Genomic DNA, 23,982 nt, shown 5'->3' on the forward strand with positions numbered 1-23,982 from the left:
GTGGAGTCCCTTTGATGAGCAAGAGCAAGCGATTCGTCCAGCAGATCGCCTCCCGGAGAATGCCGGGCGCGGCCTCGGGCAGTGATCTGGACACCGTTGTCCGGCAGATCGAGCGCATTACGTCCGTCGGTGCCCTGCTGGCCGCCCTGGAACAACTCAGCAGGACCGGCAGCAAAAACAATTCCGACCTGCTTCCCTGGACCATCGCCCGGGTCCGGTTCCCCTTCCTCGACCGTCCCGCGGGCCGGGTCGTCTCCAAGGCGATCGCCCCGCCCGCCGACCAGGCCCTCCCGGTCGTCCGGCTGCTGGCGGCCGCGCGGCTGCTGCTGGGCAACCCGGGCCGCGCCGAACGGGCCGCCCTGCTGGCGCTGCTGGCCGGCACCAGCGCCGCCTCCACGGTCCGCACCGGCGGGCTCGGGATGGACGGATCCGACCAGCTGGCGCTCATCAACTTCGTCGTCGCCGGGCTGGAGAAGCTGTCCGGCTCCGACAGCCGGGCCCGCGCCGCCTGCGCCCACTACCTCACGGCCCAGAGCGCGCTGTCGTACCTCACCTCCGGGCTGGTCAAGCTGGCGTCCCCGACCTGGCGCAGCGGCGCGGCCATCCCCGGGGTGCTGCGGACCCGGACGTACGGCGACCGGAACTTCTACGAGTACGTCAAGGACCGCCCCGAGCTGGCCAGGCTCCTCGCCTGGGCGGTCATCGCCGGCGAGACGCTGTTCCCGCTGCTGCTGGTGGCGCCCAAGCCGGTGGCGAGGGCCGGAGTGGCGGCCGGTGCGGTGTTCCACCTGGCCAACGGCCGGTACATGGGCCTCAACCGTTTCCTGTGGTCCTTCACCGGCACCTACCCGGCGGTCGAGTACACCCGCCGGGAGCTGCGCGCCAGGCTCGGGCTCGGCGGCTCATGAGCGGCACCCGGGCCGGCGCGGTGGCCGCGGGGCTCGCCGCGGGCGCGGCCGCCGTGACCACCGCGGCGGTCGTCGGGGGCCGCGCCCTGGCACGGCGCCGGGAGCCGGGGCGGGAAGCGCCCGGTGAGCTGGTCGCCCTGCCGGGCGGCGGGCGGATGCACGCGCTGTGGCGCAGGCCGCCGGAGCCGGGGGAGTCCGGGGAGCCGCACGGGCCGGTCGTGGTGTTCGAGAACGCGCTGCTGTCCGCCGCGACCGAGTGGCTGTGGGTCGTCGAGCACCTCGGCCCCTCGGTGCCGTACCTCGCCTACGACCGGGCCGGCACCGGCTGGACGCCCCGGCTGCCCGGCGGCCTCGGGCCGGACGCGCAGGCCCACCGGCTGCGCTCGCTGCTCGACGCGCTGGAGCTGCCGCCGCCGTACGTGCTCGTGGGGCACTCCGTCGGCGGGCTGCTGATCCGGAGCTTCGCGGCCCGGTACCCGGAGGCCGTGGCGGGGCTGGTCTTCGTGGACGCCTCGCACCCGGACCAGTTCGAGCGGTCGCGGGTCCAGCGGGAGGCGCTGCCCGCCTTCCGGCAGAACCTCCGGGTCGGCGCGGCCCGCGCGGCGTTCGGCAACATGTACGGGGCGCTCGCCGTGAGCGACGTCGGCCGGCTGCCCGGCGGGGCCGCCGAGGCCACCCGCCGCCGGCTGTCCCGTCCCGGCCCGTGGGCCGGCGCGGCGGCCGAACTCCGCGAGTGCCTGCGCACCTGGAACGCCGGCGCACGGGGGCTGACCACCCTCTCCGGGCGCCCGGTGGCCGTGGTGACGGCGGGCGGGACGGTACGCGGGGACGCCGTGCACGGGCGTCTCCAGGAAGAGCTGGCCGGGCTGTCCCCGGCCGGCGAGCACGAGGTCGTGCCCGACGCGGGACACGAGTCCCTCGTCATGGACCGCGTCCACGCCCGCAGGGTGGCGGACGCGATCGTACGGGTCAGGGAACGAGCCGCGGCCACGGCCGGCGGCGAAGGGGGAGAACAGTGAAGCAGGCGCTGAGGACGGGGCGGCGGGTGCTGCTCTACGGGGCGCTCGGCTCGTGGTGGGCGATCAGCGCCCTCAACCAGCTCCAGAAGGCGGGGCCCGTCCAGCGGCGGGTCGACCCGTTGCAGATCTTCATCCCGAGCTGGCGGTTTTTCGGGCCGCACCCCGGGATGCACGACACCCACCTGCTGTACCGGGACGAACTGGCGGACGGCACGCTCACCGAATGGCGGGAGAAGGTGATCGTCGAGGAGCGGCGCGGTCACCACATCGTGTGGAATCCCAACCGCCGCCGGGAGAAGGTCGTCTTCGACGCCGTCGAGGAACTGAAGATCTTCGTCCGGCGCGAGGAGCCGCTCGAGCGGCTCCAGCTCACCCTGCCCTACCTGGTCCTCCTGAACTACGTGTCCAAGCAGTGCGACCACCACGCGGACGCCAAGCGCACGCAGTTCCTGATCGCGCTGTCGCCCGGTTACGACGAGACCGTGCCCCCCGAGATGTTCTTCGCCTCGGACGTGCACAGCCTGTGACGAAGGGGAGGGAGGGCGCCGTGACGGAGCCCCGGACCGAGGCGGCGGACGGTACGGACGCGGCGGAGTACGGCAACGGGATCGGCCGTTTCCACGACCTGCTGTACCCGTTCCACGACCTGCCGAGCGCCGTGGCCAGGGTCGCCTCGGTGACCGAACCGCCCGCCCGGGTGGTGGACTTCGGCGCGGGCAGCGGACGGCTGGCCCTGGCCCTGGCCGAGCGGGGCTACCGCGTGGACGCGGTCGACAACTCGCCCGCCATGCTCGACCAGCTACGGGCCCGGGATGAGAAGGGCCTGGTCGGGCGGCATGTGGCCGACATCGCGACGGCCGATGTCGGCACCGGCTTCGACCTGTGCCTGATCACCAACAGCACCCTGTTCATGCTGCCGTCCCAGGACGCGCAGCGGGCCGCGCTCGGGCGCGCCGCCGCCCATCTCGGGGACGGCGGGCACCTGCTCGTGGAGGTCTACGAGCCCAGCTTCTTCCACCGGCTGGAAGGGGCGCACACCCAGTCGAGCGTCCTGGCGGACGGCACCCTGCTGGTGGACTCGATGACCAACGACCCGGTCGAGCAGCTCCTGGTGCTGCTCCGCACCTTCGTCTCCGACGGCAGGGTCCGTACCTTCCCGGAGGTGAGCCGCTACACCTGGCCCGCCGAACTCGACCTGATGGCCGCGACGGAGGGGTTCGCCAAGGTGGCCCGGTGGAGCGACTGGGAGGGCTCGCCCTTCACCCGGGGCGCCGCCCGCCATGTCTCGCTCTACCGCAAAACCGGCTGAACGGGCCGAACCGGGCAGGGGGTGCCGGGTCGCGGGGCCCACGATCGGCGGGGTTTCGGGCATACCCAGGCTGGATGGTTGTTCCAGGAGGGGCGGTCGCCGGTAAGGTGGCGTGCACTGTCGTTTTACTAGTGGAGGTCATGGACAGTAGCGGCGAACCCGCTGACCTCCGGACCAGCCGCCCGGTACCCCCGGGCGGTTCTGACTGATACGTATTCGTCGATCCTCAAGACCGTCACCCTCTGACGCATAGCGCGGGGGTCGCAGGAGGCACCGTGCTCACCGCGTTCGCCCGGGCGTTCAAGACGCCCGACCTGCGCAAGAAGCTGCTCTTCACGCTGGGCATCATCGTGATCTACCGGCTCGGGGCGCACATCCCCGTCCCCGGTGTCGACTACCAGTCCGTCCAGCAGTGCGTGGACGAGGCCAGCAGGGGCGGCAACGGCCTGCTCGGCCTGGTGAACCTGTTCAGCGGCGGGGCGCTTCTGCAGATCACCATCTTCGCGCTCGGCATCATGCCGTACATCACGGCGAGCATCATCCTTCAGCTGCTGACCGTCGTCATCCCGCGCCTCGAAGCCCTCAAGAAGGAGGGCCAGTCGGGCACCGCGAAGATCACGCAGTACACGCGTTACCTGACCATGGCCCTCGCGATCCTCCAGGGCACCGGCGTCGTCGCCGCCGCCCGCGGTGGCGGCCTCTTCAGCGGCTGCACGGTGGCCAGCCAGGTCGTTCCCGACCGGTCGATCTTCACCACGGCCGTCATGGTCATCACCATGACCGCCGGCACCGCGGTGGTCATGTGGCTCGGTGAGCTCGTCACCGACCGCGGCATCGGCAACGGCATGTCGATCCTGATGTTCATCTCGATCGCCGCCGGCTTCCCGGGCGCCCTGTGGGCCATCAAGGTCAGCGGCAAGCTCGCCCAGGGCTGGATCGAGTTCGGCACCGTCATCCTGATCGGCTTCGTGATGGTGGCCCTCGTCGTCTTCGTCGAGCAGGCCCAGCGCCGCATCCCGGTGCAGTACGCGAAGCGCATGATCGGCCGCAGGTCCTACGGCGGTACGTCCACTTACATCCCGCTCAAGGTGAACCAGGCGGGTGTGATTCCTGTCATCTTCGCCTCGTCGCTGCTCTACATCCCGGCCTTGATCGCCCAGTTCTCGGACTCGACCGCCGGCTGGAAGACCTGGATCGAAGCGCACTTCGTCAAGGGTGACCACCCCTACTACATCACCGCGTACTTCCTGTTGATCGTGTTCTTCGCCTTCTTCTACGTGGCGATCTCGTTCAACCCCGAGGAAGTCGCGGACAACATGAAGAAGTATGGTGGCTTCATCCCGGGTATCCGGGCTGGTCGACCTACTGCCGAGTACCTGAGCTACGTGCTCAACAGGATCACCTGGCCGGGCTCGCTGTACCTGGGTCTGATCGCTCTTGTGCCGACGATGGCGTTGGCAGGCTTCGGTGGCGCCAATGCCAACTTCCCGTTCGGCGGGACGAGCATCCTCATCATCGTGGGTGTGGGGCTGGAGACCGTGAAGCAGATCGAGAGCCAGCTCCAGCAGCGCAATTACGAAGGGTTCCTCCGCTGATGCGAATCGTCCTCGTCGGACCGCCCGGTGCGGGCAAGGGAACGCAGGCCGCGTTCCTTGCCAAGAACCTGTCGATTCCGCACATCTCCACGGGCGACCTGTTCCGCGCCAACATCAGTCAGGGCACGGAGCTGGGCAAGAAGGCCAAGGCGTACATGGACGCCGGCAACCTCGTACCCGACGAGGTCACCATCGGTATGGCCAAGGACCGCATGGAGCAGCCGGACGCCGTGAACGGCTTCCTCCTGGACGGATTCCCGCGGAACGTGGCCCAGGCCGAGGCGCTGGACGCCATGCTCGACGGCGAGGCCATGAAGCTGGACGCCGTCCTCGACCTGGAGGTCGAGGAGGACGAGGTCGTCAAGCGGATCGCGGGCCGCCGCATCTGCCGCAACGACAGCGCCCACGTCTTCCACGTGACGTACGCGCCGCCGAAGACCGAGGGCGTCTGCGACGCCTGCGGCGGTGAGCTCTACCAGCGCGACGACGACTCCGAGGAGACCGTCCGCACGCGGCTGGAGGTCTACCACACGCAGACCGAGCCGATCATCGACTACTACAAGGCCCAGGGCCTGGTGGTCACCATCTCGGCGCTCGGCAAGGTCGAGGACGTCACCGAGCGTGCGATGACCGCGCTGCGCGGGGAGAAGGCCGCGTAGCCCTCCCCTCACGTACCGTACGGCGGCCGCGGTGCCCTTCGGGGCGCCGCGGCCGCTGTCGTGCGGCCGTATCGTTGTGTGGTCACCCGTTCTCCGTTTGGAAAGGCGTCAGCCGTCATGGTGCAGATCAAGACTCCCGAGCAGATCGCGAAGATGCGCGAGGCGGGGCTGGTCGTCGCCGCCATCCACGCGGCGACGCGCGAGGCGGCCGTGCCGGGCGCGACGACCAAGGACCTGGACGAGGTCGCGCGCAAGGTCATCGCCGACCACGGGGCCAAGTCGAACTTCCTCGGATACGGCGGGTTCCCCGCGACCATCTGCACCTCGGTGAACGAGGTCGTCGTCCACGGCATCCCGAGCGACGACGTGGTCCTCAAGGACGGCGACATCATCTCCATCGACTGCGGGGCGATCGTCGACGGCTGGCACGGTGACGCCGCGTACACCGCCTTCGTGGGCTCGGGCCACGCCCCGGAGCTGATCGAGCTGTCGCGGGTGACCGAGGAGTCCATGTGGGCCGGCATCGCCGCGATGAGGAACGGCAACCGGCTGCTGGACATCTCCAAGGCGATCGAGTCCTACATCCGCCGCCAGCCCCGCCCGTCGACGGGTGAGCACAGCCTGGGCAAGTTCGGGATCATCGAGGACTACGGGGGCCACGGCATCGGCACCGAGATGCACATGGACCCGCACCTGCTGAACTACGTCTCCCGCAAGCGCGGCAAGGGCCCCAAGCTGGTGCCCGGCTTCTGCCTGGCGATCGAGCCGATGGTCTCCCTCGGTACGCCGCGCACGGAGGTCCTCGAGGACGACTGGACCGTCATCACCACCGACGGCACCTGGTCCTCTCACTGGGAGCACTCGGTCGCCCTCACGGAGGAGGGCCCGCTGGTCCTCACCGCCCCGGACGGCGGCAAGGCCAAGCTCGCCGAGCTGGGCGTCACGGCCGCCCCGGACCCGCTGGGCTGATTCCGGCAGCGGCCGGGCGCCACCGAGCGCCGTGGGGAGCGGGGGTAACGATCACCGGCGATGGGCAAGCTCTCCGGATTCGTTTTTTCCACAGGGCTGACGTAGACTGATGCGTCGGCTCTCGTGTACCCGTGTGTCCTCACACGGCGACGAGAGTCGATCAAGGTAGCCGATTCGAAGGGCGAAGCGTGGCCAAGAAGCAAGGTGCCATCGAAATTGAGGGCACCGTGATCGAGTCCCTGCCGAACGCCATGTTCAAGGTGGAGCTCCAGAACGGTCACAAGGTCCTCGCGCACATCTCCGGCAAGATGCGGATGCACTACATCCGTATCCTCCCGGACGACCGGGTCGTCGTGGAGCTGTCTCCGTACGACCTGACGCGTGGGCGGATCGTCTACCGATACAAGTAGATCTTGTCGCGTCCCCTCCGCGGGGGCGGTGGCACTGACCCGGAGAACCTCACATCCCATGAAGGTCAAGCCGAGCGTCAAGAAGATCTGCGACAAGTGCAAGGTGATCCGCCGTCACGGCCGGGTCATGGTCATCTGCGACAACCTGCGCCACAAGCAGCGCCAGGGCTGACGCACGCCGACCTGCACCTCCGCAGTTCTTCGCGCGACGCAAGCAAATTCGTACATACGCAGTGCCCGTCCACGCCCCGAAAGGGCTGACGACACCTCCGGCGGGGGCCGGGGACCTGGACGTACCACTCCTTTTGATCAAAAGGGGTCGGCGGCCACGGAGCGGCACTGCGGAAGACCCCCGAACACACAGGAGCCATTGAATGGCACGCGTTTCCGGTGTTGACATCCCGCGCGACAAGCGTGTGGAGGTCGCACTCACCTACGTCTTCGGTATCGGCCGCACCCTGGCGAAGGAGACCCTCGCCTCCACCGGTGTGAACCCGAACACCCGCGTTCGTGACCTGTCCGAAGAGGACCTGGTCAAGATCCGCGAGTACGTGGACGCCAACCTCAAGACCGAGGGTGACCTCCGTCGCGAGATCCAGGCCGACATCCGCCGCAAGGTCGAGATCGGCTGCTACCAGGGTCTGCGCCACCGTCGCGGTCTGCCGGTCCACGGCCAGCGCACCAGCACGAACGCTCGTACCCGCAAGGGCCCGCGTCGCGCCATCGCCGGCAAGAAGAAGCCGGGCAAGAAGTAGTCCGCAGCGGACGACTGTCCACGGTCTTCGCTGTAGGACCGACCACCTCCCGTAGGAGTAAGACATGCCCCCCAAGGGTCGTCAGGGCGCTGCCAAGAAGGTGCGCCGCAAGGAAAAGAAGAACGTCGCTCACGGCCACGCGCACATCAAGAGCACGTTCAACAACACCATCGTTTCGATCACCGACCCCTCGGGCAACGTGATCTCCTGGGCCTCCGCCGGCCACGTCGGCTTCAAGGGCTCGCGCAAGTCCACCCCCTTCGCCGCGCAGATGGCCGCCGAGTCGGCCGCCCGCCGCGCGCAGGAGCACGGCATGCGCAAGGTCGACGTCTTCGTCAAGGGTCCCGGCTCCGGCCGTGAGACCGCGATCCGCTCCCTCCAGGCCACCGGCCTCGAGGTCGGCTCGATCCAGGACGTCACCCCCACGCCGCACAACGGCTGCCGTCCGCCGAAGCGCCGCCGCGTCTGACGCAGCGCCGCAGCGGCCGCCACGCGGCCGCTTGGCTTGGGATTCCGGGCGGTACGGCTCTTCGGGGGCGTGCCGCCCGTACCCTTGCAGTACCAGAGGACGTCAAATAGCGGGCGTCCACGACTGAAGGAAACACACCATGCTTATCGCTCAGCGTCCCTCGCTGACCGAAGAGGTCGTCGACGAGTACCGCTCGCGGTTCGTCATCGAGCCGCTGGAGCCGGGCTTCGGCTACACGCTCGGCAACTCGCTCCGCCGTACGCTCCTCTCCTCGATCCCGGGTGCGGCCGTCACGTCCATCCGCATCGACGGTGTCCTGCACGAGTTCACCACCGTGCCGGGCGTCAAGGAGGACGTCACCGACCTCATCCTCAACATCAAGCAGCTGGTCGTGTCCAGCGAGCACGACGAGCCGGTCGTGATGTACCTGCGCAAGCAGGGCCCGGGCCTCGTGACCGCGGCCGACATCGCCCCGCCGGCCGGTGTCGAGGTGCACAACCCCGACCTGGTGCTCGCCACGCTGAACGGCAAGGGCAAGCTGGAGATGGAGCTGACCGTCGAGCGCGGTCGCGGCTACGTCTCCGCCGTCCAGAACAAGCAGGTGGGCCAGGAGATCGGCCGCATCCCGGTCGACTCGATCTACTCGCCGGTCCTCAAGGTCACCTACAAGGTCGAGGCCACGCGTGTCGAGCAGCGCACCGACTTCGACAAGCTGATCGTGGACGTCGAGACCAAGCAGGCCATGCGTCCGCGTGACGCCATGGCGTCGGCCGGCAAGACCCTGGTCGAGCTGTTCGGTCTGGCCCGCGAGCTCAACATCGACGCCGAGGGCATCGACATGGGCCCGTCCCCGACGGACGCCGCCCTGGCCGCCGACCTGGCGCTGCCGATCGAGGAGCTCGAGCTCACCGTTCGTTCGTACAACTGCCTCAAGCGCGAGGGCATCCACTCCGTGGGTGAGCTCGTGGCGCGCTCCGAGGCCGACCTGCTCGACATCCGCAACTTCGGTGCGAAGTCGATCGACGAGGTCAAGGCGAAGCTGGCCGGCATGGGCCTGGCCCTCAAGGACAGCCCGCCCGGATTCGACCCGACCGCCGCCGCCGACGCCTTCGGCGCCGACGACGACGCGGACGCGGGCTTCGTCGAGACCGAGCAGTACTGATCGCTGCCCGCGGGCGACCGCCCGCGGGGCCCTGACCCCGGTACCTGATACGGCCGGGGCAGATCACAAGGAGAAACACCATGCCGCGTCCCACCAAGGGCGCCCGCCTCGGCGGCTCCGCCGCGCACGAGAAGCTGCTCCTCGCCAACCTGGCGAAGTCGCTCTTCGAGCACGGCCGCATCACCACGACCGAGGCCAAGGCCCGCCGCCTGCGTCCGGTCGCCGAGCGCCTGATCACCAAGGCGAAGAAGGGCGACATCCACAACCGTCGCCTGGTGCTGCAGACGATCACCGACAAGGGCATCGTCCACACCCTCTTCACCGAGATCGCGCCCCGCTACGCCGAGCGCCCGGGTGGCTACACCCGCATCACCAAGATCGGCAACCGTCGTGGCGACAACGCCCCGATGGCCGTGATCGAGCTGGTCGAGGGCGAGATCGCCAAGAAGGCGACCGTCGCCGAGGCCGAGGCCGCCACCAAGCGCGCCGTCAAGGAGTCCGACGAGGCCGCCAAGGCCGAGGACACCAAGGCCGACGAGGCTCCGGCCGAGGAGTCCAAGGACGCCTGAACCGCGTTCTGACGGCTTTTCCCAAGGCTGACGGACGGGCCCGTCCCCCTCGCGGGGGGCGGGCCCGTTCGGCTTGAGAGGATGGATCGCGTGAGCGATGAGGTGAAGCCCGGGTTCGTACGGGTGCGGCTGGACCTGTCGTACGACGGCAAGGACTTCCACGGCTGGGCCAAGCAGGCCGGCGGGCAGCGGACCGTGCAGGGCGAGATCGAGGACGCGCTGCGCACGGTGACGCGGTCGTCCGAGACGTACGAGCTGACCGTCGCCGGGCGGACGGACGCCGGGGTGCACGCGCGCGGGCAGGTGGCCCACGTCGACCTGCCGGAGGGCGTGTGGGCCGAGCACCGGGACAAGCTGCTGCGGCGGCTGGCCGGGCGCCTGGGGCACGACGTGCGGGTGTGGCGGGTCGAGGAGGCGCCGGCCGGGTTCAACGCGCGGTTCTCGGCGATCTGGCGGCGGTACGCGTACCGGGTGACCGACACCCCCGGGGGCGTCGACCCGCTGCTGCGCGGGCACATCCTGTGGCACGACTGGCCGCTGGACGTCGACGCCATGAACGCGGCCGCCGAGCGGCTGGTGGGCGAGCACGACTTCGCCGCCTACTGCAAGAAGCGCGACGGGGCGACCACGATCCGCACGCTCCAGGAGCTGCGCTGGGAGCGGCTGCCCTCCGGGGTCCTGGAGGCCACCGTCAAGGCGGACGCCTTCTGCCACAACATGGTCCGCTCGCTGGTGGGCGCCCTGCTGTTCGTCGGCGACGGGCACCGGCCGGTGGACTGGCCGGGCAAGGTGCTGGCCGCGGGGGTGCGCGACTCGGCCGTCCACGTCGTACGGCCGCACGGGCTCACCCTGGAGGAGGTCGGTTACCCGGCCGACGAGCTGCTGGCCGCCAGGAACCTGGAGGCCCGCAACAAGCGGTCACTGGTTCGTGGCGGGAGCGGTGGCTGCTGCTGAGGCCTGGGCGCGGCCGCGCGCGTAGACCTGGTTGAAGGTGAAGGTTCCGAGGTCGTCGCTGGTCTTGAAGACCGGTCCGTCGGCCTTGGTGACCTTCTTGCCGCTGGTGAAGCCCGCCTGGGTGAAGTAGGCGTAGCGGCCGAGCGCGTTGGCGCGGCGCAGGCACACCGTCTGCGCCCGGCAGAAGCCGTCGACACCCGCCCCGGCGAGCGGGGTGACACCGCCGACCGCCTGCTCCTTGGCCTTCAGCGCGGCCGCCTTGGTGTCGAAGAGGGCCACGCCGACCGTGACCGCGACGCCGTCCCGCTCGTAGGTGGCCCGGATGACGCGCTCGCAGCCGTTGCGCTCCAGGACCGCGCCGAGGCCGTCCTCCGCGGCCGCCCCGCAGCTCGTGGTGGAGGCGGTGGCGCCCTTCCGGTAGACGCGGTCGCCCATGGTGAGCTTCGTGCCGGGGAAGAGCGACTCCGCGCTCAGCGGGGCCTTGTCCTTCCCGGCGCTGGAGATGAAGTCCATCGGGTCCGGCGGCGGCGGGGGAGCGACCGAGGAGAACGACGGCTGCGGTTTGGCGGTGTCGGTGGGGAGCTCCGGGGCGGCGCTGGTGGTGTCCGCCAGGTTGGCGCCGTCGTCGTCCGCCGTGTTGCCGGACACGATCGCCACCGCGATCAGGGTGCCCACGAGGCCGGTGGCGAGCGCGGCACCGCCGATGAGCAGCAGGCGCCTACGGCGCGTGCGGGCGGCCGAGGCCTCGGCGAGGGCGCTCCAGTCCGGCGTCGCGGCCGTGAACGGCTGGTCCTGCCGGTACGGGTCCTGGTGCGGATCCTGCCGGAACGGGTCCTGCCGGTACGGGTCTTGCGGCTGCTGCGGCCACTGCGGTCCCCCAAAGCTCATGCCGCGCATCCTAAACCGGTTGGGGCGGGGGGCGGCCCCCGGAGACAATGCGGCCATGGGACATGTAGAGGCCGCGCATCTGGAGTACTACCTGCCGGACGGACGGGTGCTGCTCGGTGACGCGTCGTTCCGCGTGGGCGACGGCGCGGTGGTGGCGCTGGTCGGCGCGAACGGGGCCGGCAAGACCACGCTGCTGCGGCTGGTCTCGGGGGAGCTCCAGCCGCACGGCGGGACGGTGACCGTGTCGGGCGGGCTGGGCGTGATGCCGCAGTTCGTCGGCTCGGTGCGGGACGAGCGGACCGTACGGGACCTGCTGGTGTCGGTCTCACCGGAGCGGATCCGCCAGGCGGCGGCCGCGGTGGACGCGGCCGAGCACCTGATCCTCACGGTCGACGACGAGGCCGCGCAGATGGCGTACGCGCAGGCACTGAGCGACTGGGCCGAGGCGCGCGGGTACGAGGCCGAGACCGTCTGGGACATGTGCACCGTGGCGGCGCTGGGGGTGCCGTACGAGAAGGCGCAGTTCCGGGAGGTCCGGACCCTGTCGGGCGGCGAGCAGAAGCGGCTGGTGCTGGAGGCGCTGCTGCGCGGGCCCGAGGAGGTCCTGCTGCTGGACGAGCCGGACAACTATCTGGACGTCCCGGGGAAGCGCTGGCTGGAGGAGCGGCTGGCCGAGACCCGCAAGACGGTGCTGTTCGTCTCGCACGACCGGGAGCTGCTGGCGAAGGCCGCCGAGAAGATCGTGGCCGTCGAGCCGGGGCCGGCCGGGTCGGACGTCTGGGTGCACGGCGGCGGCTTCGGGACGTTCCACGAGGCGCGGCGGGAGCGGTTCGCCCGGTTCGAGGAGCTGAAGCGCCGGTGGGAGGAGAAGCACGCCCAGCTCAAGCGGCTGGTCGTCACCCTCCGCCAGGCGGCGTCGGTCAGCCATGAGATGGCGTCGCGGTACGCGGCGGCCCAGACGCGGCTGCGGAAGTTCGAGGAGGCCGGGCCGCCCCCGGAGCCCCCGCGCGAGCAGGACATCCGGATGCGGCTGCGGGGCGGGCGCACCGGGGTGCGGGCGGTGACCTGCGCCGGGCTGGAACTGGTGGGGCTGATGAAGCCCTTCGACCTGGAGGTCTTCTACGGGGAGCGGGTCGCGGTGCTCGGGTCGAACGGCTCGGGCAAGTCGCACTTCCTGCGGCTGCTGGCGGGGGACCCGACGGTGGAGCACCGGGGCTCCTTCAAGCTCGGCGCCCGGGTGGTGCCGGGCCACTTCGCCCAGACCCACGCCCATCCGGAGCTCGCCGGCCGGACGCTGGTCGACATCCTGTGGACCGAGCACGCCAAGGACCGGGGCGGGGCGATGTCCGTACTGCGGCGCTATGAGCTGGAACGGCAGGGCGACCAGATCTTCGAGCGGCTGTCGGGCGGCCAGCAGGCGCGGTTCCAGATCCTGCTGCTGGAGCTGGCGGGCACCACGGCGCTGCTGCTGGACGAGCCGACGGACAACCTGGACCTGGAGTCGGCGGAGGCGCTCCAGCTCGGGCTGGAGGCGTACGAGGGGACGGTGCTGGCGGTGACGCACGACCGCTGGTTCGCCCGCTCCTTCGACCGCTACCTGGTCTTCGGCTCGGACGGTGTGGTGCGCGAGACGCCGGAGCCGGTGTGGGACGAGCGGCGGGTCGAGCGTCCCCGATAGCCGCGTGCGGCGGGCCGGTCGCGGGTATCGTCCCGGCCGGGGGTGGGGCCATGCAGGCGGGGCACAGATTCGGTCCGTTCACCGTGCTCACCGAGCTCGCCAGCGGCGGGATGGGGCGGATCCATCTCGCCCGGTCGCCGGGCGGGCGGCTGGTGGCGGTCAAGACGCTGCTCAACGTCGGGGAGGACGACCGGCGGCGGTTCGCCCGGGAGGTGGGCCTCGCCCAGCGGGTGAGGGGCGTCTACACCGCGAGCGTGGTGGACGCGGACGCCGCCGCCGAGGTGCCGTGGATGGCCACCGAGTACGTTCCCGCGCCCTCGCTCAAGGACCTCGTGGAGACGTGCGGGCCGCTCGCCCCGCGCGCCCTGTACTGGGTCGCGGCGGGCATGGCGGAGGCGCTGGTCTCGCTGCACACGGCGGGCCTGGTGCACCGGGACGTCAAACCGTCCAACGTCCTGCTGCCGCTCGACGGCCCCCGGGTGATCGATTTCGGCATCTCACAGGCCCATGACGTGACCCGGACCGAGGTGGCCCTGGGCACCGTCGCCTACGCGGCGCCCGAGCAGGCGCGCGGTGAGTCGACGACCACGGCCTCGGACGTGTTCTCGCTGGGCGCGACCCTGTTCCACCTGGCCGTCGGGCGGGCGCCCTACCGCGACGGTGGCGCGGGCCCGGCGCTGGAGCAGCTCGTGCGGGCCGCCACCGGCGACCTGGACGTGACGGGGCTGCCGGGCGAGCTGGAGCCCCTGGTGCTGCCGTGCCTGGCCCTGGACCCGGCCGACCGGCCCGCCCCGGCCGACGTCCTGGCGTACTGCTCGGCCCGGCTGGAGGGCGGGGCGGACGCGCGCCGCGAGTGGCTGAGCCCCGCATGGACGGCCGAGATCGAGCGCCACCGGCGGGAGCGGCTGCGGGTGGCCGAGGAGGCCCGGCGCCGGGTCGACCCGGACGCACCGACCGGACCTGTGGCAGCGCCGGTGCGGACGGCGCACCTGGCGGGTGCGGGTGCCGGCGACACCCGGTCCGGCCCGTGGGCGGCGCGCGCCCGGCTGCCGTGGGCGGTCGCGGCCGCGGTGGTGGCCGTGACGGGGGCGCTGCTCGCGGTCGTACGGCCCTGGGAGGCGGACGCCCGGACGATCGGCGCGCCGGACCAGCCGCTGCGGATCCTGGAGGTGGAGAGCGAGCGGCGGGGGGTGTGCTTCCCGGACAGGACGGGCGCACAGCTCCCGGTGGGCGAGTCGCCGCCTCCCGAGGGGCGCTCCTTCAGCTCGGACAACCGCGACAAGTGCGTGGTGGCGAAGAGCACGGGCGGGATGAGCGTCGAGCGCTTCGAGGACGTGCGGACCGTGGAGTCGGAGACGGGTGGCTGGAAGATCGCCGTCACCTTCCGGGAGGCCGACCGGCTCGCCTTCGCCGAGCTGACGGAGCAGGTGGCGGGGCGGGCCGCGCCGGAGAACAAGGTGGCCATCGTGCTGGGCGAGGACAGGCTGGTCAGCGACCTGGTCGTGCAGGAGCCGCTCAGCGGGAAGAACGCCGAGATCACCGGAGGGTTCAACCGGAACCAGGCCGAGGCGCTCGCCCGTGCCCTGGGCGCGCCGTGACCGGTTCCGGCCGGTCCGCGCCGTGCGGGACGGACCGGTTTTGACCCGTCGGGGGCGGCGCGGGTACTGTTGCGGTTTGTTATGCGTATTGGCTTCGTCGTTCTTACGCGAAGAGCCCTTACGCAAGTTCCCTGGAGCAGTTACCAGTGGCTCGCATACGGGCGGTGTTCCCGGCAGTGTGGGCCCCAGCTGCATGATCGCTTCAGGTGTGTCTGGACTCCATCCACTGAAGAAGCGAAGGCTACGAAGTGCGTACGTACAGCCCCAAGCCCGGCGATGTCACTCGCCAGTGGCACATCATCGACGCGCAGGACGTTGTCCTGGGCCGTCTGGCGACCACGGCTGCGAACCTCCTCCGAGGCAAGCACAAGCCCGTGTACGCCCCCCACATGGACATGGGCGACTTCGTCATCATCATCAACGCTGACAAGGTCCACCTGTCCGGCAACAAGAAGACCCAGAAGCTGGCCTACCGCCACTCCGGCTTCCCGGGCGGTCTGCGCTCGATCCGTTACGACGAGCTGCTGGACAAGAACCCGGAGAAGGCCGTCGAGAAGGCCATCAAGGGCATGATCCCCAAGAACTCCCTCGGCCGTCAGATGCTCTCGAAGCTGAAGGTCTACGCGGGCGAGAACCACCCGCACGCTGCCCAGCAGCCGGTCCCGTTCGAGATCACCCAGGTCGCGCAGTAGTTCCGGCCACACCCCCTAAGAACGAAAGAAATCTGAGGAGCATCGTGGCCGAGACCACTGTTGAGAACCCCATCGAGGGCGAGGAGACCTACGCCGAGGTCACCACCTTCGAGTCCGAGGTCCCCGTCGAGGGCGAGTACACCTCGGAGTCCCTCGCGTCCCGCTTCGGCGAGCCGCAGCCGGCCGCCGGCCTGGGCCGCCGCAAGAACGCCATCGCCCGCGTCCGGATCGTCCCGGGCACCGGCAAGTGGAAGATCAACGGGCGTACGCTCGAGGACTACTTCCCGAACAAGGTCCACCAGCAGGAAGTCAACGAGCCCTTCAAGGTGCTCGAGCTGGACAACCGCTACGACGTCATCGCCCGCATCTCGGGTGGCGGCGTCTCCGGCCAGGCCGGCGCCCTGCGCCTCGGCGTGGCCCGCGCCCTGAACGAGGCGGACGTGGACAACAACCGCGCCCCGCTGAAGAAGGCCGGCTTCCTGAGCCGCGACGACCGTGCCGTCGAGCGCAAGAAGGCCGGTCTCAAGAAGGCCCGTAAGGCCCCGCAGTACAGCAAGCGCTAATCACGCCTGCTCGGTCTGCTCGACGTACGCCCCGGCGGCACCTCCGTGCTGCCGGGGCGTACGTCTATACGCTTCACCTTGCTTTTTCGGAGTAACTCGGAGGACAGCTGTGGGACGACTCTTCGGCACGGACGGTGTGCGCGGTGTCGCCAACGCGGATCTGACGGCGGAGCTGGCGCTCGGTCTGTCGGTCGCGGCGGCGCACGTGCTCGCCGAGGCGGGGACCTTTGAAGGACATCGGCCGACCGCCGTGGTCGGGCGTGACCCCCGTGCGTCGGGAGAGTTCCTGGAGGCCGCCGTCGTGGCGGGCCTCGCGAGCGCCGGTGTGGACGTCATGCGGGTCGGTGTGCTGCCGACGCCTGCCGTGGCGTTCCTGACGGGCGCGCTCGGTGCCGACCTGGGCGTGATGCTCTCCGCCAGCCACAACGCCATGCCGGACAACGGCATCAAGTTCTTCGCGCGCGGCGGCCACAAGCTGGCCGACGAACTGGAGGACCGCATCGAGGCCGTGTACGACCAGCACCGCACCGGTGAGCCGTGGGACCGGCCGACCGGCGCGGGCGTCGGCCGGATCGCCGACTACCACGAGGGCTTCGACCAGTACGTCGCCCACCTGCTGGGCGTCCTGCCCAACCGGCTCGACGGCCTCAAGATCGTCCTGGACGAGGCGCACGGCGCCGCGTCCGGTGTCTCGCCCGCCGCGTTCCAGCAGGCCGGGGCCGAGGTCATCACGATCGGCGCCACGCCCGACGGGCTGAACATCAACGACGGCTGCGGCTCCACGCACCTGGAGATGCTGAAGGCCGCCGTCGTCGAGCACGGCGCCGACCTGGGCATCGCCCACGACGGCGACGCCGACCGCTGCCTGGCCGTGGACCACACCGGCGCCGAGGTCGACGGCGACCAGATCCTGGCCGTGCTCGCCCTCGCCATGCGCGAGGCGGGGACGCTGCGCGGGAACGCCGTCGTCGCGACCGTCATGTCCAACCTGGGCTTCAAGCTCGCCATGGAGCGCGAGGGCCTCCAGCTCGTCCAGACGGCGGTCGGCGACCGCTACGTGCTGGAGTCGATGAAGGAGCACGGCTACGCCCTCGGCGGCGAGCAGTCCGGGCACGTCATCGTGCTGGACCACGCCACCACCGGCGACGGCACCCTCACCGGCCTGATGCTCGCCGCGCGCGTCGCGGCGACCGGGCGGTCGCTGGCCGACCTGGCCGGGGTCATGGAGCGGCTGCCGCAGGTCCTCATCAACGTCAAGGACGTCGACAAGACGCGCGTGAAGACCTCCCCGGAGCTGAGCAACGCCGTCGCCGACGCCGAGCGCCGGCTGGGCAGCACCGGGCGCGTCCTGCTGCGCCCCTCGGGCACCGAGCCGCTGGTCCGCGTCATGGTCGAGGCCGCGGACATCGAGCAGGCCCGCTCGGTCGCCGGTGAGCTCGCCGACGTGGTGAAGTCCGCGCTGGGCTGATCAGCCGGTACGCCATGGAAGGGGCGCCCCGCCGTGACGGCGGGGCGCCCCTTCCGCGTACGCCGGGTGCCCGGCGTCAGGCGGCCTTCCGGGTGCGCCGGCGCTGCCGCGACCAGAAGAACTTCTGCGCCAGCAGGGTCAGGGTGCCGGCGAGCACGATCGCCAGCAGGTTCAGCGCGAGCTGTTCCAGGGAGCCCCTGGTCTGCCCGAGGTCGCCGTACCCCAGGGCCACCGCCGCGTTGGCCGCCGCCGGGACGGTGGTGACCGAGATGGCCACCCCGACCAGCGCCCCCGACTTCGCCGACGTCAGCGACAGGGTGCCCGCGGCGCCCGCGAGGAGGCCGACGACGAACGAGAACCAGTCGGGCGCGTAGATGAATCCGGTGTTGGGGCGCTCGGCCTCCAGGCGCGCCTCGCTGAACAGGCCCGTCGCGTCCATGCCCACGCTGAACAGCACCGTCAGCGCGATGGCCGCCAGGAAGCCCACGGTGAGGGCCACCAGCGACCGCACCGCCAGGCGCGGGCGGCGCTGCACCAGCGCGGTGCAGATGCCGGCCAGCGGGCCGAACTCGGGCCCCACCGCCATCGCGCCCACGATCAGGATGGCGTTGTCCAGGACCACGCCGCAGGCCGCGATCATCGTGGCGAGCGTCAGGAACGCCACGTAGGTGACGCTGAGGGTCGACTCCTCGTGCGTGGCGTCCTGGAGGTGCTCCCACAGCACCGCGTCCGCGCCCTCGCCCGGGGCGTCCTCCTCGGCCCGCTCCGCGCGCTCCGACAGGGACAGGCCGATGTCGTCGACGGCGATGGAACCGGTCCGGTCGATGCCCAGCGCGCGCAGGCCGGCGATCAGGTCGTCGCCCGCCTCGCGCGCCACGTCGCACAGGACGAGGTCACCGGCCGGGTCGCGGGCCGCGCCGGGGATGACGGCGAGGTGGGTCGTGCCGACCGTCTTCTGGATGGTGCCGACCACGTCCTCGGTGCGGTCGGCCGGGACGATCAGGCGCAGGTGCAGCACGGCCGCGGTCCCTTCAGGGCTTCGGAGGGGTCAGAGCTTGCGCAGCGAGAGCCGCTGGACCTTGTGGTCCGGCCCCTTGCGTACGACGAGGGTGGCACGTCCGCGGGTCGGTGCCACGTTCTCCAGCAGGTTCACCTTGTTGATGGTCCGCCACATGGTGCGGGCGTACTCCAGCGCCTCCTCCTCGCTGACCTGGGTGTACTTCTGGAAGTACGAGGAGGGGTTCTGGAACGCGGTCGCGCGCAGCTTGCGGAAACGATTCAGGTACCAGGCCTCGATGTCCTCGGGGCGGGCGTCGACGTACACCGAGAAGTCGAAGTAGTCCGCGAGCCCGACGCGGGTGCGGCCGTCCTTGCCGGGCAGGGCGGGCTGGAGGACGTTGAGCCCTTCGACGATCAGGATGTCCGGGCGCCGGACCGTGAGGCGCTGGCCGGGGACGATGTCGTAGATCAGGTGGGAGTAGACGGGGGCGGTGACCTCGTCCTTGCCCGCCTTGATGTCGGCGACGAACCGGGTCAGGGCGCGCCGGTCGTACGACTCGGGGAAGCCCTTCCGGGACATCAGGCCGCGCTCCTTGAGCTCCTTCATGGGGAGCAGGAACCCGTCGGTGGTGACCAGCTCGACGCGCGGGTGCTCGGGCCAGCGGGCCAGCAGCGCCTGGAGGAGCCGGGCGACGGTGGACTTGCCGACGGCCACGGAGCCGGCGACCCCTATGACGAAGGGCGTGCCCCGCTGGGCGCTCTTCTCGCCGAGGAACGTGTTGAGCGCGCCCCGCAGGTTGGCGGTGGCGCCCACGTACAGGTTGAGCAGGCGGGAGAGCGGGAGGTAGATGTCGCGGACCTCGTCGAGGTCGATGACGTCGCCGAGACCGCGCAGCCGCTCGACCTCGTCGGCGGTGAGGGGGAGCGGTGTCTTGTCGCGCAGCGCGCTCCACTCCGCACGGGTGAGGTCGACGTACGGAGTGGCCTCCGCACGGCGGTGGGCGGCGGTGCTTCGTGGCGGCGAAGTGATCACACAGGCCATTGTCGTGCTTGACGGGGGGTTGTGGGTGGTGTGCTCGGTCACCCCGGGCCGCCAGGAATGTCAGTGGCGTGCGTCACAGTTGTGGGGAAGGTGGGCGTCGGTGCTCCGGCGTTCGCGTGGTACGACCCGAGCCGAGGGGACCGGTCCCATGACGTACGCGATCCAGGCGGAAGGCCTGGCCAAACGGTTCAAGGACACCCGGGCGCTGGCCGGTGTGGACCTCGCCGCCCGCACCGGCACGGTGCTGGGGCTGCTGGGGCCCAACGGGGCGGGGAAGACCACGGCCGTCCGGATCTTCGCCACCCTGCTGGCGCCGGACGGGGGCCGGGCCCTGGTCGCCGGGCACGACGTGGTGCGGGAGGCCGGGGTGGTGCGCTCGCTCGTGGGCCTCACCGGGCAGTACGCGGCGGTCGACGACAACCTGACGGGCACGGAGAACCTGCTGCTGATCGGGCGCCTGCTGGGGATACCCCGCCGGGAGGCCAGGGCCCGGGCGGCGGAGCTGCTGGACCGGTTCCAGCTCGGTGACGCGGCGGGCCGCGCGGTGAAGACGTACTCGGGCGGCATGCGGCGCCGGCTGGACCTGGCGGCGAGCCTGGTGGGACGGCCGCGGATCCTGTTCCTCGACGAGCCGACCACCGGCCTGGACCCGCGCAGCCGGGGCGAGCTGTGGGACATGCTGCGCGGCCTGGTCGCCGAGGGCGTCACCGCCCTGCTGACCACGCAGTACCTGAACGAGGCGGACGTGCTCGCCGACGACATCGTGGTGATCGACAAGGGCCGCGTGATCGCCGAAGGCACCCCCGACGAGCTGAAGTCCCAGGTGGGCGGCCAGGTGCTCCAGGTGCGGCCGGTGCGGGCGGACGACCTGGCGGGGGCTCACGCGCTGGTCGCCGAGGCGGCCGGCCGGCAGACGCAGATCGAGGGTGACGTGGTCACCGCCCCGGTGAACGACCCGGAGCTGATGCCCGCCGTCGTCCGGCGGCTGGACGGGGCCGGTATCGCGGTGGGCGAGCTGACCTTGCGGCGCTCGTCGCTGGACGAGGTCTTCCTGGCGCTCACCGGGCACCGGGCCGAACCCGGCGACGGCGACGGCGACGGCGACGGGCGCGGGGACGGGGGCGCGCGGCCCGACGACAGCGACATCGAGAAGGTGGTGAGTTCGGCATGACCGCCACGACGATCGACGGCGCGCCCCTGACCGGGAGCGGCCGTGTGCGGCCCGCCGCGGGCCTGCGGCAGACCGCCACCATGGCGTGGCGCAGCCTGGTGGCCGTCAAGCACAATCCGCTGGAGCTGGTCGACTACAGCATCACGCCGATCATGTTCGTGCTGCTGTTCACCTACGTCATGGGCGGGCAGATGGCCGGGTCGCCCGACGCGTACCTGAAGTACGCGCTGCCGGGGATCATCGTCCAGAACACCCTGTTCATGACCATCTACACGGCGATGGCCCTCAACACCGACCTCACCAAGGGTGTCTTCGACCGGCTCCGCAGCCTGCCGATCGCCCGCTCGGCGCCCCTCTTCGGCCGGATCGCCGCCGACCTGGTCAAGCACCTGTGGGCGATCGTCCTGATGATCGCGCTCGGGCTGGCGCTGGGGTTCCGGATCACCGGCGGCTTCGGCGGGTTCCTCCTCGGGGTGCTGCTGGTCCTGGTGTTCGCGGCGGCCGTGTCGTGGTGCGCGGTGCTCATCGGGATGCTGGCCGGCGACGCGGAGAAGGTGCAGGCGTTCGGCTTCACCCTGATCTTCCCGATCACGTTCACCAGCAGTGCCTTCGTCGTGGTCGACACGATGCCCGGCTGGCTCCAGGCCTGGGTGAACGTGAACCCGGTGACCCACCTGTCGGACGCCTTCCGCGGCCTGCTGCTGGGCGGCGAGGTCGGCCGGCCGGTGCTGTGGTCGCTCGTCTGGGCGGCGGGGATAGCCATGGTGTTCTACCCGCTGGCCGTACGGGCCTACCGGGCGAAGGCCTGACCCGGCGGGCGGCGCCCGGAGCCGGACGGACCGGGCAGTCCTCGCGGCCTGAGAGGGCGGGCGGCCCTAGGCTGATCGTCATGTGCGGAATCGTGGGTTACGTCGGCGGGCAGTCGGCGCTTGATGTGGTGATCGCGGGCCTCAAGCGGCTCGAGTACCGGGGCTACGACTCGGCCGGTGTCGCGGTGCTCGCCGACGGGTCGATGGCCGCGTCCAAGAAGGCGGGCAAGCTCGTCAATCTGGAGAAGGAGCTGCACGCGCGGCCGCTGCCGACCGGCGCCGCCGGCATCGGGCACACCCGGTGGGCGACGCACGGCGCGCCCACCGACGCGAACGCGCACCCGCACCTCGACAACGCGGGGCGGGTCGCCGTCGTCCACAACGGCATCATCGAGAACTTCGCGCCGCTGCGCGCCGAACTGGCCGGCCGGGGCCACACGCTGGAGTCCGAGACGGACACGGAGGTGGTCTCGCATCTGCTGGCCGAGGAGTTCTCCTCGTGCGGCGACCTCGCGGAGGCCATGCGCCTGGTGTGCCGGCGGCTGGCGGGGGCCTTCACCCTGGTCGCGGTGCACGCCGACCAGCCGGACGTGGTCGTCGGCGCGCGGCGCAACTCGCCGCTGGTGGTCGGGGTCGGTGAGGGCGAGGCGTTCCTCGCCTCCGACGTGGCCGCGTTCATCGCCCACACCCGGTCGGCCATCGAGCTCGGCCAGGACCAGGTGGTGGAGCTGCGCAGGGACGGGGTGACGGTCACCGACTTCGACGGGGCGCCCGCCGACGTGCGCACGTACCACGTGGACTGGGACGCCTCGGCGGCCGAGAAGGGCGGCTACGACTACTTCATGCTCAAGGAGATCGCCGAGCAGCCGAAGGCGGTCGCCGACACCCTGCTGGGCCGTGTCGACGCCGGCGGGTCGCTGACGCTGGACGAGCTGCGGATCCCCGACGCGGTGCTGCGCGAGGCGCACAAGGTGGTCGTGGTGGCGTGCGGTACGGCCTTCCACGCCGGGCTCATCGCCAAGTACGCCATCGAGCACTGGACCCGCGTCCCCTGCGAGGTGGAACTGGCCAGCGAGTTCCGCTACCGGGACCCGATCCTGGACGAGCGGACGCTGGTCATCGCGATCTCCCAGTCCGGGGAGACCATGGACACCCTGATGGCGCTGCGGCACGCCCGGGCGCAGGGGGCGCGGGTGCTGGCGATCTGCAACACCAACGGGTCCACGATCCCCCGCGAGTCGGACGGGGTGCTGTACACGCACGCGGGCCCCGAGGTGGCGGTCGCGTCCACCAAGGCGTTCCTGACGCAGCTCGTCGCCGTCTACCTGCTCGCCCTGTACCTGGGCCAGTTGCGGGGGACGAAGTGGGGCGACGAGATCCGGGCGGTGGTCAAGGACCTGGCCCGGATCGCGGACGACGTCGACCGGGTGCTGGAGACCATGGAGCCGGTGCGGGAGCTGGCACGGTCCCTGGCCGGCAAGGACACCGTGCTGTTCCTCGGCCGGCACGTGGGCTACCCGGTGGCCCTGGAGGGCGCGCTGAAGCTCAAGGAGCTCGCCTACATGCACGCGGAGGGCTTCGCGGCCGGTGAGCTGAAGCACGGTCCGATCGCGCTGATCGAGGAGGACCTGCCGGTCGTCGTCGTGGTCCCCTCGCCGCGCGGGCGGTCCGTGCTGCACGACAAGATCGTGTCCAACATCCAGGAGATCCGGGCGCGCGGCGCCCGCACCATCGTGATCGCGGAGGAGGGCGACGAGGCGGTGACGCCCTACGCCGACCACCTGATCCGCATCCCCGCCACCCCCACCCTGCTCCAGCCCATGGTGTCGACCGTGCCGCTCCAGGTCTTCGCCTGCGAACTGGCGACGGCCCGGGGCAACGAGGTCGACCAGCCGCGCAACCTGGCGAAGTCGGTCACCGTCGAATGATCATCGGGGTGGGGATCGACGTGGCGGAGATCGACCGGTTCGCGGCGGCGATGGAGCGCACGCCGCACATGGCCGAGCGGCTGTTCGTCGAGAGCGAGCTGCTGCTGCCGAGCGGGGAGCGGCGCGGGATCGCCTCGCTCGCGGCACGGTTCGCGGCGAAGGAGGCCATCGCCAAGGCGCTCGGCGCGCCGGCCGGACTCCAGTGGACGGACGCCGAGGTGTACGTCGAGGACAGCGGCCAGCCCCGGCTGCGGGTGCGCGGCACGGTCGAGGCCAGGGCCGCGGAACTGGGCGTACGGCACTGGCACGTGTCGCTCAGCCATGACGCGGGGGTGGCGTCGGCGGTGGTGATCGCGGAGGGTTGACCC

The 23,982-nt window shown here is 71.1% G+C and carries 26 protein-coding genes; 23 read left to right on the plus strand and 3 right to left on the minus strand.

From position 1 onward, the window contains the following. The first annotated feature begins 14 nt into the window (after positions 1 to 14). The 14 genes from ACZ7LK_RS06775 to truA all read left to right on the plus strand — a co-directional run bounded on the left by ACZ7LK_RS06775 (position 15) and on the right by truA (position 10,778). Positions 15 to 908, plus strand: a complete 894-nt coding sequence (locus tag ACZ7LK_RS06775; protein ID WP_392272525.1) for a hypothetical protein — start codon at positions 15 to 17, stop codon at positions 906 to 908. Beyond that, on the plus strand, positions 905 to 1,927 hold the full coding sequence (locus tag ACZ7LK_RS06780) for an alpha/beta fold hydrolase (RefSeq protein ID WP_471138754.1): 1,023 nt from the start codon (positions 905 to 907) through the stop codon (positions 1,925 to 1,927). The genes ACZ7LK_RS06775 and ACZ7LK_RS06780 overlap by 4 nt, the downstream gene beginning before the upstream one ends. Continuing rightward, positions 1,924 to 2,454: a hypothetical protein gene (locus ACZ7LK_RS06785; protein ID WP_392272523.1), complete on the plus strand. Its 531-nt coding sequence runs from the start codon at positions 1,924 to 1,926 to the stop codon at positions 2,452 to 2,454. Before ACZ7LK_RS06780 ends, ACZ7LK_RS06785 begins: the two co-directional genes overlap by 4 nt. A 20-nt stretch (positions 2,455 to 2,474) precedes the next feature. Next, entirely contained in the window at positions 2,475 to 3,236 is a 762-nt protein-coding gene (locus tag ACZ7LK_RS06790; protein ID WP_392272522.1) for a class I SAM-dependent methyltransferase, read from the plus strand. Positions 3,237 to 3,511: 275 nt separating this feature from the next. Beyond that, positions 3,512 to 4,831: a preprotein translocase subunit SecY gene (gene secY / locus ACZ7LK_RS06795; RefSeq protein WP_392272521.1), complete on the plus strand. Its 1,320-nt coding sequence runs from the start codon at positions 3,512 to 3,514 to the stop codon at positions 4,829 to 4,831. Beyond that, complete coding sequence (locus ACZ7LK_RS06800; protein WP_469464306.1) at positions 4,831 to 5,490, plus strand: adenylate kinase; 660 nt, start codon at positions 4,831 to 4,833, stop codon at positions 5,488 to 5,490. Before secY ends, ACZ7LK_RS06800 begins: the two co-directional genes overlap by 1 nt. Positions 5,491 to 5,607: 117 nt before the next feature. Continuing rightward, positions 5,608 to 6,459: a type I methionyl aminopeptidase gene (gene map, locus ACZ7LK_RS06805; RefSeq protein ID WP_392272519.1), complete on the plus strand. Its 852-nt coding sequence runs from the start codon at positions 5,608 to 5,610 to the stop codon at positions 6,457 to 6,459. A 188-nt stretch (positions 6,460 to 6,647) separates the two neighbouring features. Beyond that, a complete protein-coding gene (gene infA / locus ACZ7LK_RS06810; RefSeq protein ID WP_003956442.1) occupies positions 6,648 to 6,869 on the plus strand; it encodes a translation initiation factor IF-1 in 222 nt (73 codons plus the stop codon). Positions 6,870 to 6,927: 58 nt separating this feature from the next. Then, positions 6,928 to 7,041 (plus strand): 50S ribosomal protein L36, encoded by a 114-nt coding sequence (gene rpmJ, locus ACZ7LK_RS06815; RefSeq protein WP_003956441.1) that lies wholly within the window; start codon positions 6,928 to 6,930, stop codon positions 7,039 to 7,041. A 202-nt stretch (positions 7,042 to 7,243) separates the two neighbouring features. Then, on the plus strand, positions 7,244 to 7,624 hold the full coding sequence (gene rpsM, locus ACZ7LK_RS06820) for a 30S ribosomal protein S13 (RefSeq protein ID WP_064069941.1): 381 nt from the start codon (positions 7,244 to 7,246) through the stop codon (positions 7,622 to 7,624). Positions 7,625 to 7,688: 64 nt separating this feature from the next. Next, entirely contained in the window at positions 7,689 to 8,093 is a 405-nt protein-coding gene (gene rpsK, locus ACZ7LK_RS06825) for a 30S ribosomal protein S11 (RefSeq protein ID WP_003956432.1), read from the plus strand. 139 nt (positions 8,094 to 8,232) lie between these two features. Beyond that, positions 8,233 to 9,255 (plus strand): DNA-directed RNA polymerase subunit alpha, encoded by a 1,023-nt coding sequence (locus ACZ7LK_RS06830; RefSeq protein ID WP_003956430.1) that lies wholly within the window; start codon positions 8,233 to 8,235, stop codon positions 9,253 to 9,255. A gap of 80 nt (positions 9,256 to 9,335) precedes the next feature. Then, the gene (rplQ, locus tag ACZ7LK_RS06835; protein ID WP_392272518.1) at positions 9,336 to 9,824 is read left to right on the plus strand and encodes a 50S ribosomal protein L17; all 489 of its coding nucleotides are present in this window, start codon (positions 9,336 to 9,338) and stop codon (positions 9,822 to 9,824) included. 90 nt (positions 9,825 to 9,914) lie between these two features. Further along, on the plus strand, positions 9,915 to 10,778 hold the full coding sequence (gene truA, locus ACZ7LK_RS06840) for a tRNA pseudouridine(38-40) synthase TruA (protein ID WP_469464305.1): 864 nt from the start codon (positions 9,915 to 9,917) through the stop codon (positions 10,776 to 10,778). Here the strand turns inward: truA and ACZ7LK_RS06845 are convergent. Next, a complete protein-coding gene (locus ACZ7LK_RS06845; protein WP_471138762.1) occupies positions 10,743 to 11,666 on the minus strand; it encodes a hypothetical protein in 924 nt (307 codons plus the stop codon). The genes truA and ACZ7LK_RS06845 overlap by 36 nt on opposite strands. A 55-nt stretch (positions 11,667 to 11,721) precedes the next feature. Between ACZ7LK_RS06845 and ACZ7LK_RS06850 the strand changes: the two genes are divergently transcribed. The 5 genes from ACZ7LK_RS06850 to glmM all read left to right on the plus strand — a co-directional run bounded on the left by ACZ7LK_RS06850 (position 11,722) and on the right by glmM (position 17,665). Further along, positions 11,722 to 13,344 carry an ATP-binding cassette domain-containing protein gene (locus ACZ7LK_RS06850; protein WP_469464304.1) on the plus strand — a complete coding sequence of 541 codons (1,623 nt, stop codon included), beginning with the start codon at positions 11,722 to 11,724 and terminating at the stop codon, positions 13,342 to 13,344. A 50-nt stretch (positions 13,345 to 13,394) separates the two neighbouring features. Then, positions 13,395 to 14,942 (plus strand): serine/threonine-protein kinase, encoded by a 1,548-nt coding sequence (locus tag ACZ7LK_RS06855; protein WP_392272514.1) that lies wholly within the window; start codon positions 13,395 to 13,397, stop codon positions 14,940 to 14,942. 248 nt (positions 14,943 to 15,190) lie between these two features. After that, positions 15,191 to 15,634 carry a 50S ribosomal protein L13 gene (rplM, locus tag ACZ7LK_RS06860; protein ID WP_189550658.1) on the plus strand — a complete coding sequence of 148 codons (444 nt, stop codon included), beginning with the start codon at positions 15,191 to 15,193 and terminating at the stop codon, positions 15,632 to 15,634. A gap of 44 nt (positions 15,635 to 15,678) precedes the next feature. Then, the gene (gene rpsI, locus ACZ7LK_RS06865; RefSeq protein ID WP_359653965.1) at positions 15,679 to 16,197 is read left to right on the plus strand and encodes a 30S ribosomal protein S9; all 519 of its coding nucleotides are present in this window, start codon (positions 15,679 to 15,681) and stop codon (positions 16,195 to 16,197) included. A gap of 109 nt (positions 16,198 to 16,306) precedes the next feature. After that, entirely contained in the window at positions 16,307 to 17,665 is a 1,359-nt protein-coding gene (gene glmM, locus ACZ7LK_RS06870) for a phosphoglucosamine mutase (protein WP_392272513.1), read from the plus strand. A gap of 76 nt (positions 17,666 to 17,741) precedes the next feature. Here the strand turns inward: glmM and ACZ7LK_RS06875 are convergent, their stop codons facing one another. Both ACZ7LK_RS06875 and coaA read right to left on the minus strand, forming a co-directional pair. Further along, entirely contained in the window at positions 17,742 to 18,683 is a 942-nt protein-coding gene (locus ACZ7LK_RS06875; protein ID WP_392272512.1) for a DUF389 domain-containing protein, read from the minus strand. Positions 18,684 to 18,713: 30 nt separating this feature from the next. Next, complete coding sequence (gene coaA / locus ACZ7LK_RS06880) at positions 18,714 to 19,697, minus strand: type I pantothenate kinase (RefSeq protein WP_392272511.1); 984 nt, start codon at positions 19,695 to 19,697, stop codon at positions 18,714 to 18,716. Between the two features lie 157 nt (positions 19,698 to 19,854). Between coaA and ACZ7LK_RS06885 the strand changes: the two genes are divergently transcribed. From ACZ7LK_RS06885 to ACZ7LK_RS06900, 4 genes are all read left to right on the plus strand, one after another. Further along, on the plus strand, positions 19,855 to 20,877 hold the full coding sequence (locus ACZ7LK_RS06885; protein ID WP_471138770.1) for an ATP-binding cassette domain-containing protein: 1,023 nt from the start codon (positions 19,855 to 19,857) through the stop codon (positions 20,875 to 20,877). Next, positions 20,874 to 21,686, plus strand: a complete 813-nt coding sequence (locus tag ACZ7LK_RS06890) for an ABC transporter permease (protein WP_392272509.1) — start codon at positions 20,874 to 20,876, stop codon at positions 21,684 to 21,686. The genes ACZ7LK_RS06885 and ACZ7LK_RS06890 overlap by 4 nt, the downstream gene beginning before the upstream one ends. Before the next feature lie 80 nt (positions 21,687 to 21,766). Then, positions 21,767 to 23,614 carry a glutamine--fructose-6-phosphate transaminase (isomerizing) gene (gene glmS, locus ACZ7LK_RS06895; RefSeq protein ID WP_471138773.1) on the plus strand — a complete coding sequence of 616 codons (1,848 nt, stop codon included), beginning with the start codon at positions 21,767 to 21,769 and terminating at the stop codon, positions 23,612 to 23,614. Further along, positions 23,611 to 23,979 (plus strand): holo-ACP synthase, encoded by a 369-nt coding sequence (locus ACZ7LK_RS06900; RefSeq protein ID WP_392272507.1) that lies wholly within the window; start codon positions 23,611 to 23,613, stop codon positions 23,977 to 23,979. Before glmS ends, ACZ7LK_RS06900 begins: the two co-directional genes overlap by 4 nt. Positions 23,980 to 23,982 lie beyond the last annotated feature (3 nt).

Source organism: Streptomyces sp. NPDC039423 (assembly GCF_055598725.1).

Excerpts from the sequence above, each read along its gene's own strand:
- ACZ7LK_RS06775 (WP_392272525.1), top strand. The coding sequence starts at position 15 with ATGAGCAAGAGCAAGCGATTCGTCCAGCAGATCGCCTCCCGGAGAATG.
- ACZ7LK_RS06780 (WP_471138754.1), top strand. The coding sequence starts at position 905 with ATGAGCGGCACCCGGGCCGGCGCGGTGGCCGCGGGGCTCGCCGCGGGC.
- ACZ7LK_RS06800 (WP_469464306.1), top strand. The coding sequence starts at position 4,831 with ATGCGAATCGTCCTCGTCGGACCGCCCGGTGCGGGCAAGGGAACGCAG.
- map (WP_392272519.1), top strand. The coding sequence starts at position 5,608 with ATGGTGCAGATCAAGACTCCCGAGCAGATCGCGAAGATGCGCGAGGCG.
- rpmJ (WP_003956441.1), top strand. The coding sequence starts at position 6,928 with ATGAAGGTCAAGCCGAGCGTCAAGAAGATCTGCGACAAGTGCAAGGTG.
- rpsM (WP_064069941.1), top strand. The coding sequence starts at position 7,244 with ATGGCACGCGTTTCCGGTGTTGACATCCCGCGCGACAAGCGTGTGGAG.
- rpsK (WP_003956432.1), top strand. The coding sequence starts at position 7,689 with ATGCCCCCCAAGGGTCGTCAGGGCGCTGCCAAGAAGGTGCGCCGCAAG.
- ACZ7LK_RS06830 (WP_003956430.1), top strand. The coding sequence starts at position 8,233 with ATGCTTATCGCTCAGCGTCCCTCGCTGACCGAAGAGGTCGTCGACGAG.
- rplQ (WP_392272518.1), top strand. The coding sequence starts at position 9,336 with ATGCCGCGTCCCACCAAGGGCGCCCGCCTCGGCGGCTCCGCCGCGCAC.
- ACZ7LK_RS06845 (WP_471138762.1), bottom strand. The coding sequence starts at position 11,666 with ATGAGCTTTGGGGGACCGCAGTGGCCGCAGCAGCCGCAAGACCCGTAC.
- ACZ7LK_RS06850 (WP_469464304.1), top strand. The coding sequence starts at position 11,722 with ATGGGACATGTAGAGGCCGCGCATCTGGAGTACTACCTGCCGGACGGA.
- ACZ7LK_RS06855 (WP_392272514.1), top strand. The coding sequence starts at position 13,395 with ATGCAGGCGGGGCACAGATTCGGTCCGTTCACCGTGCTCACCGAGCTC.
- ACZ7LK_RS06885 (WP_471138770.1), top strand. The coding sequence starts at position 19,855 with ATGACGTACGCGATCCAGGCGGAAGGCCTGGCCAAACGGTTCAAGGAC.
- ACZ7LK_RS06890 (WP_392272509.1), top strand. The coding sequence starts at position 20,874 with ATGACCGCCACGACGATCGACGGCGCGCCCCTGACCGGGAGCGGCCGT.
- glmS (WP_471138773.1), top strand. The coding sequence starts at position 21,767 with ATGTGCGGAATCGTGGGTTACGTCGGCGGGCAGTCGGCGCTTGATGTG.
- ACZ7LK_RS06900 (WP_392272507.1), top strand. The coding sequence starts at position 23,611 with ATGATCATCGGGGTGGGGATCGACGTGGCGGAGATCGACCGGTTCGCG.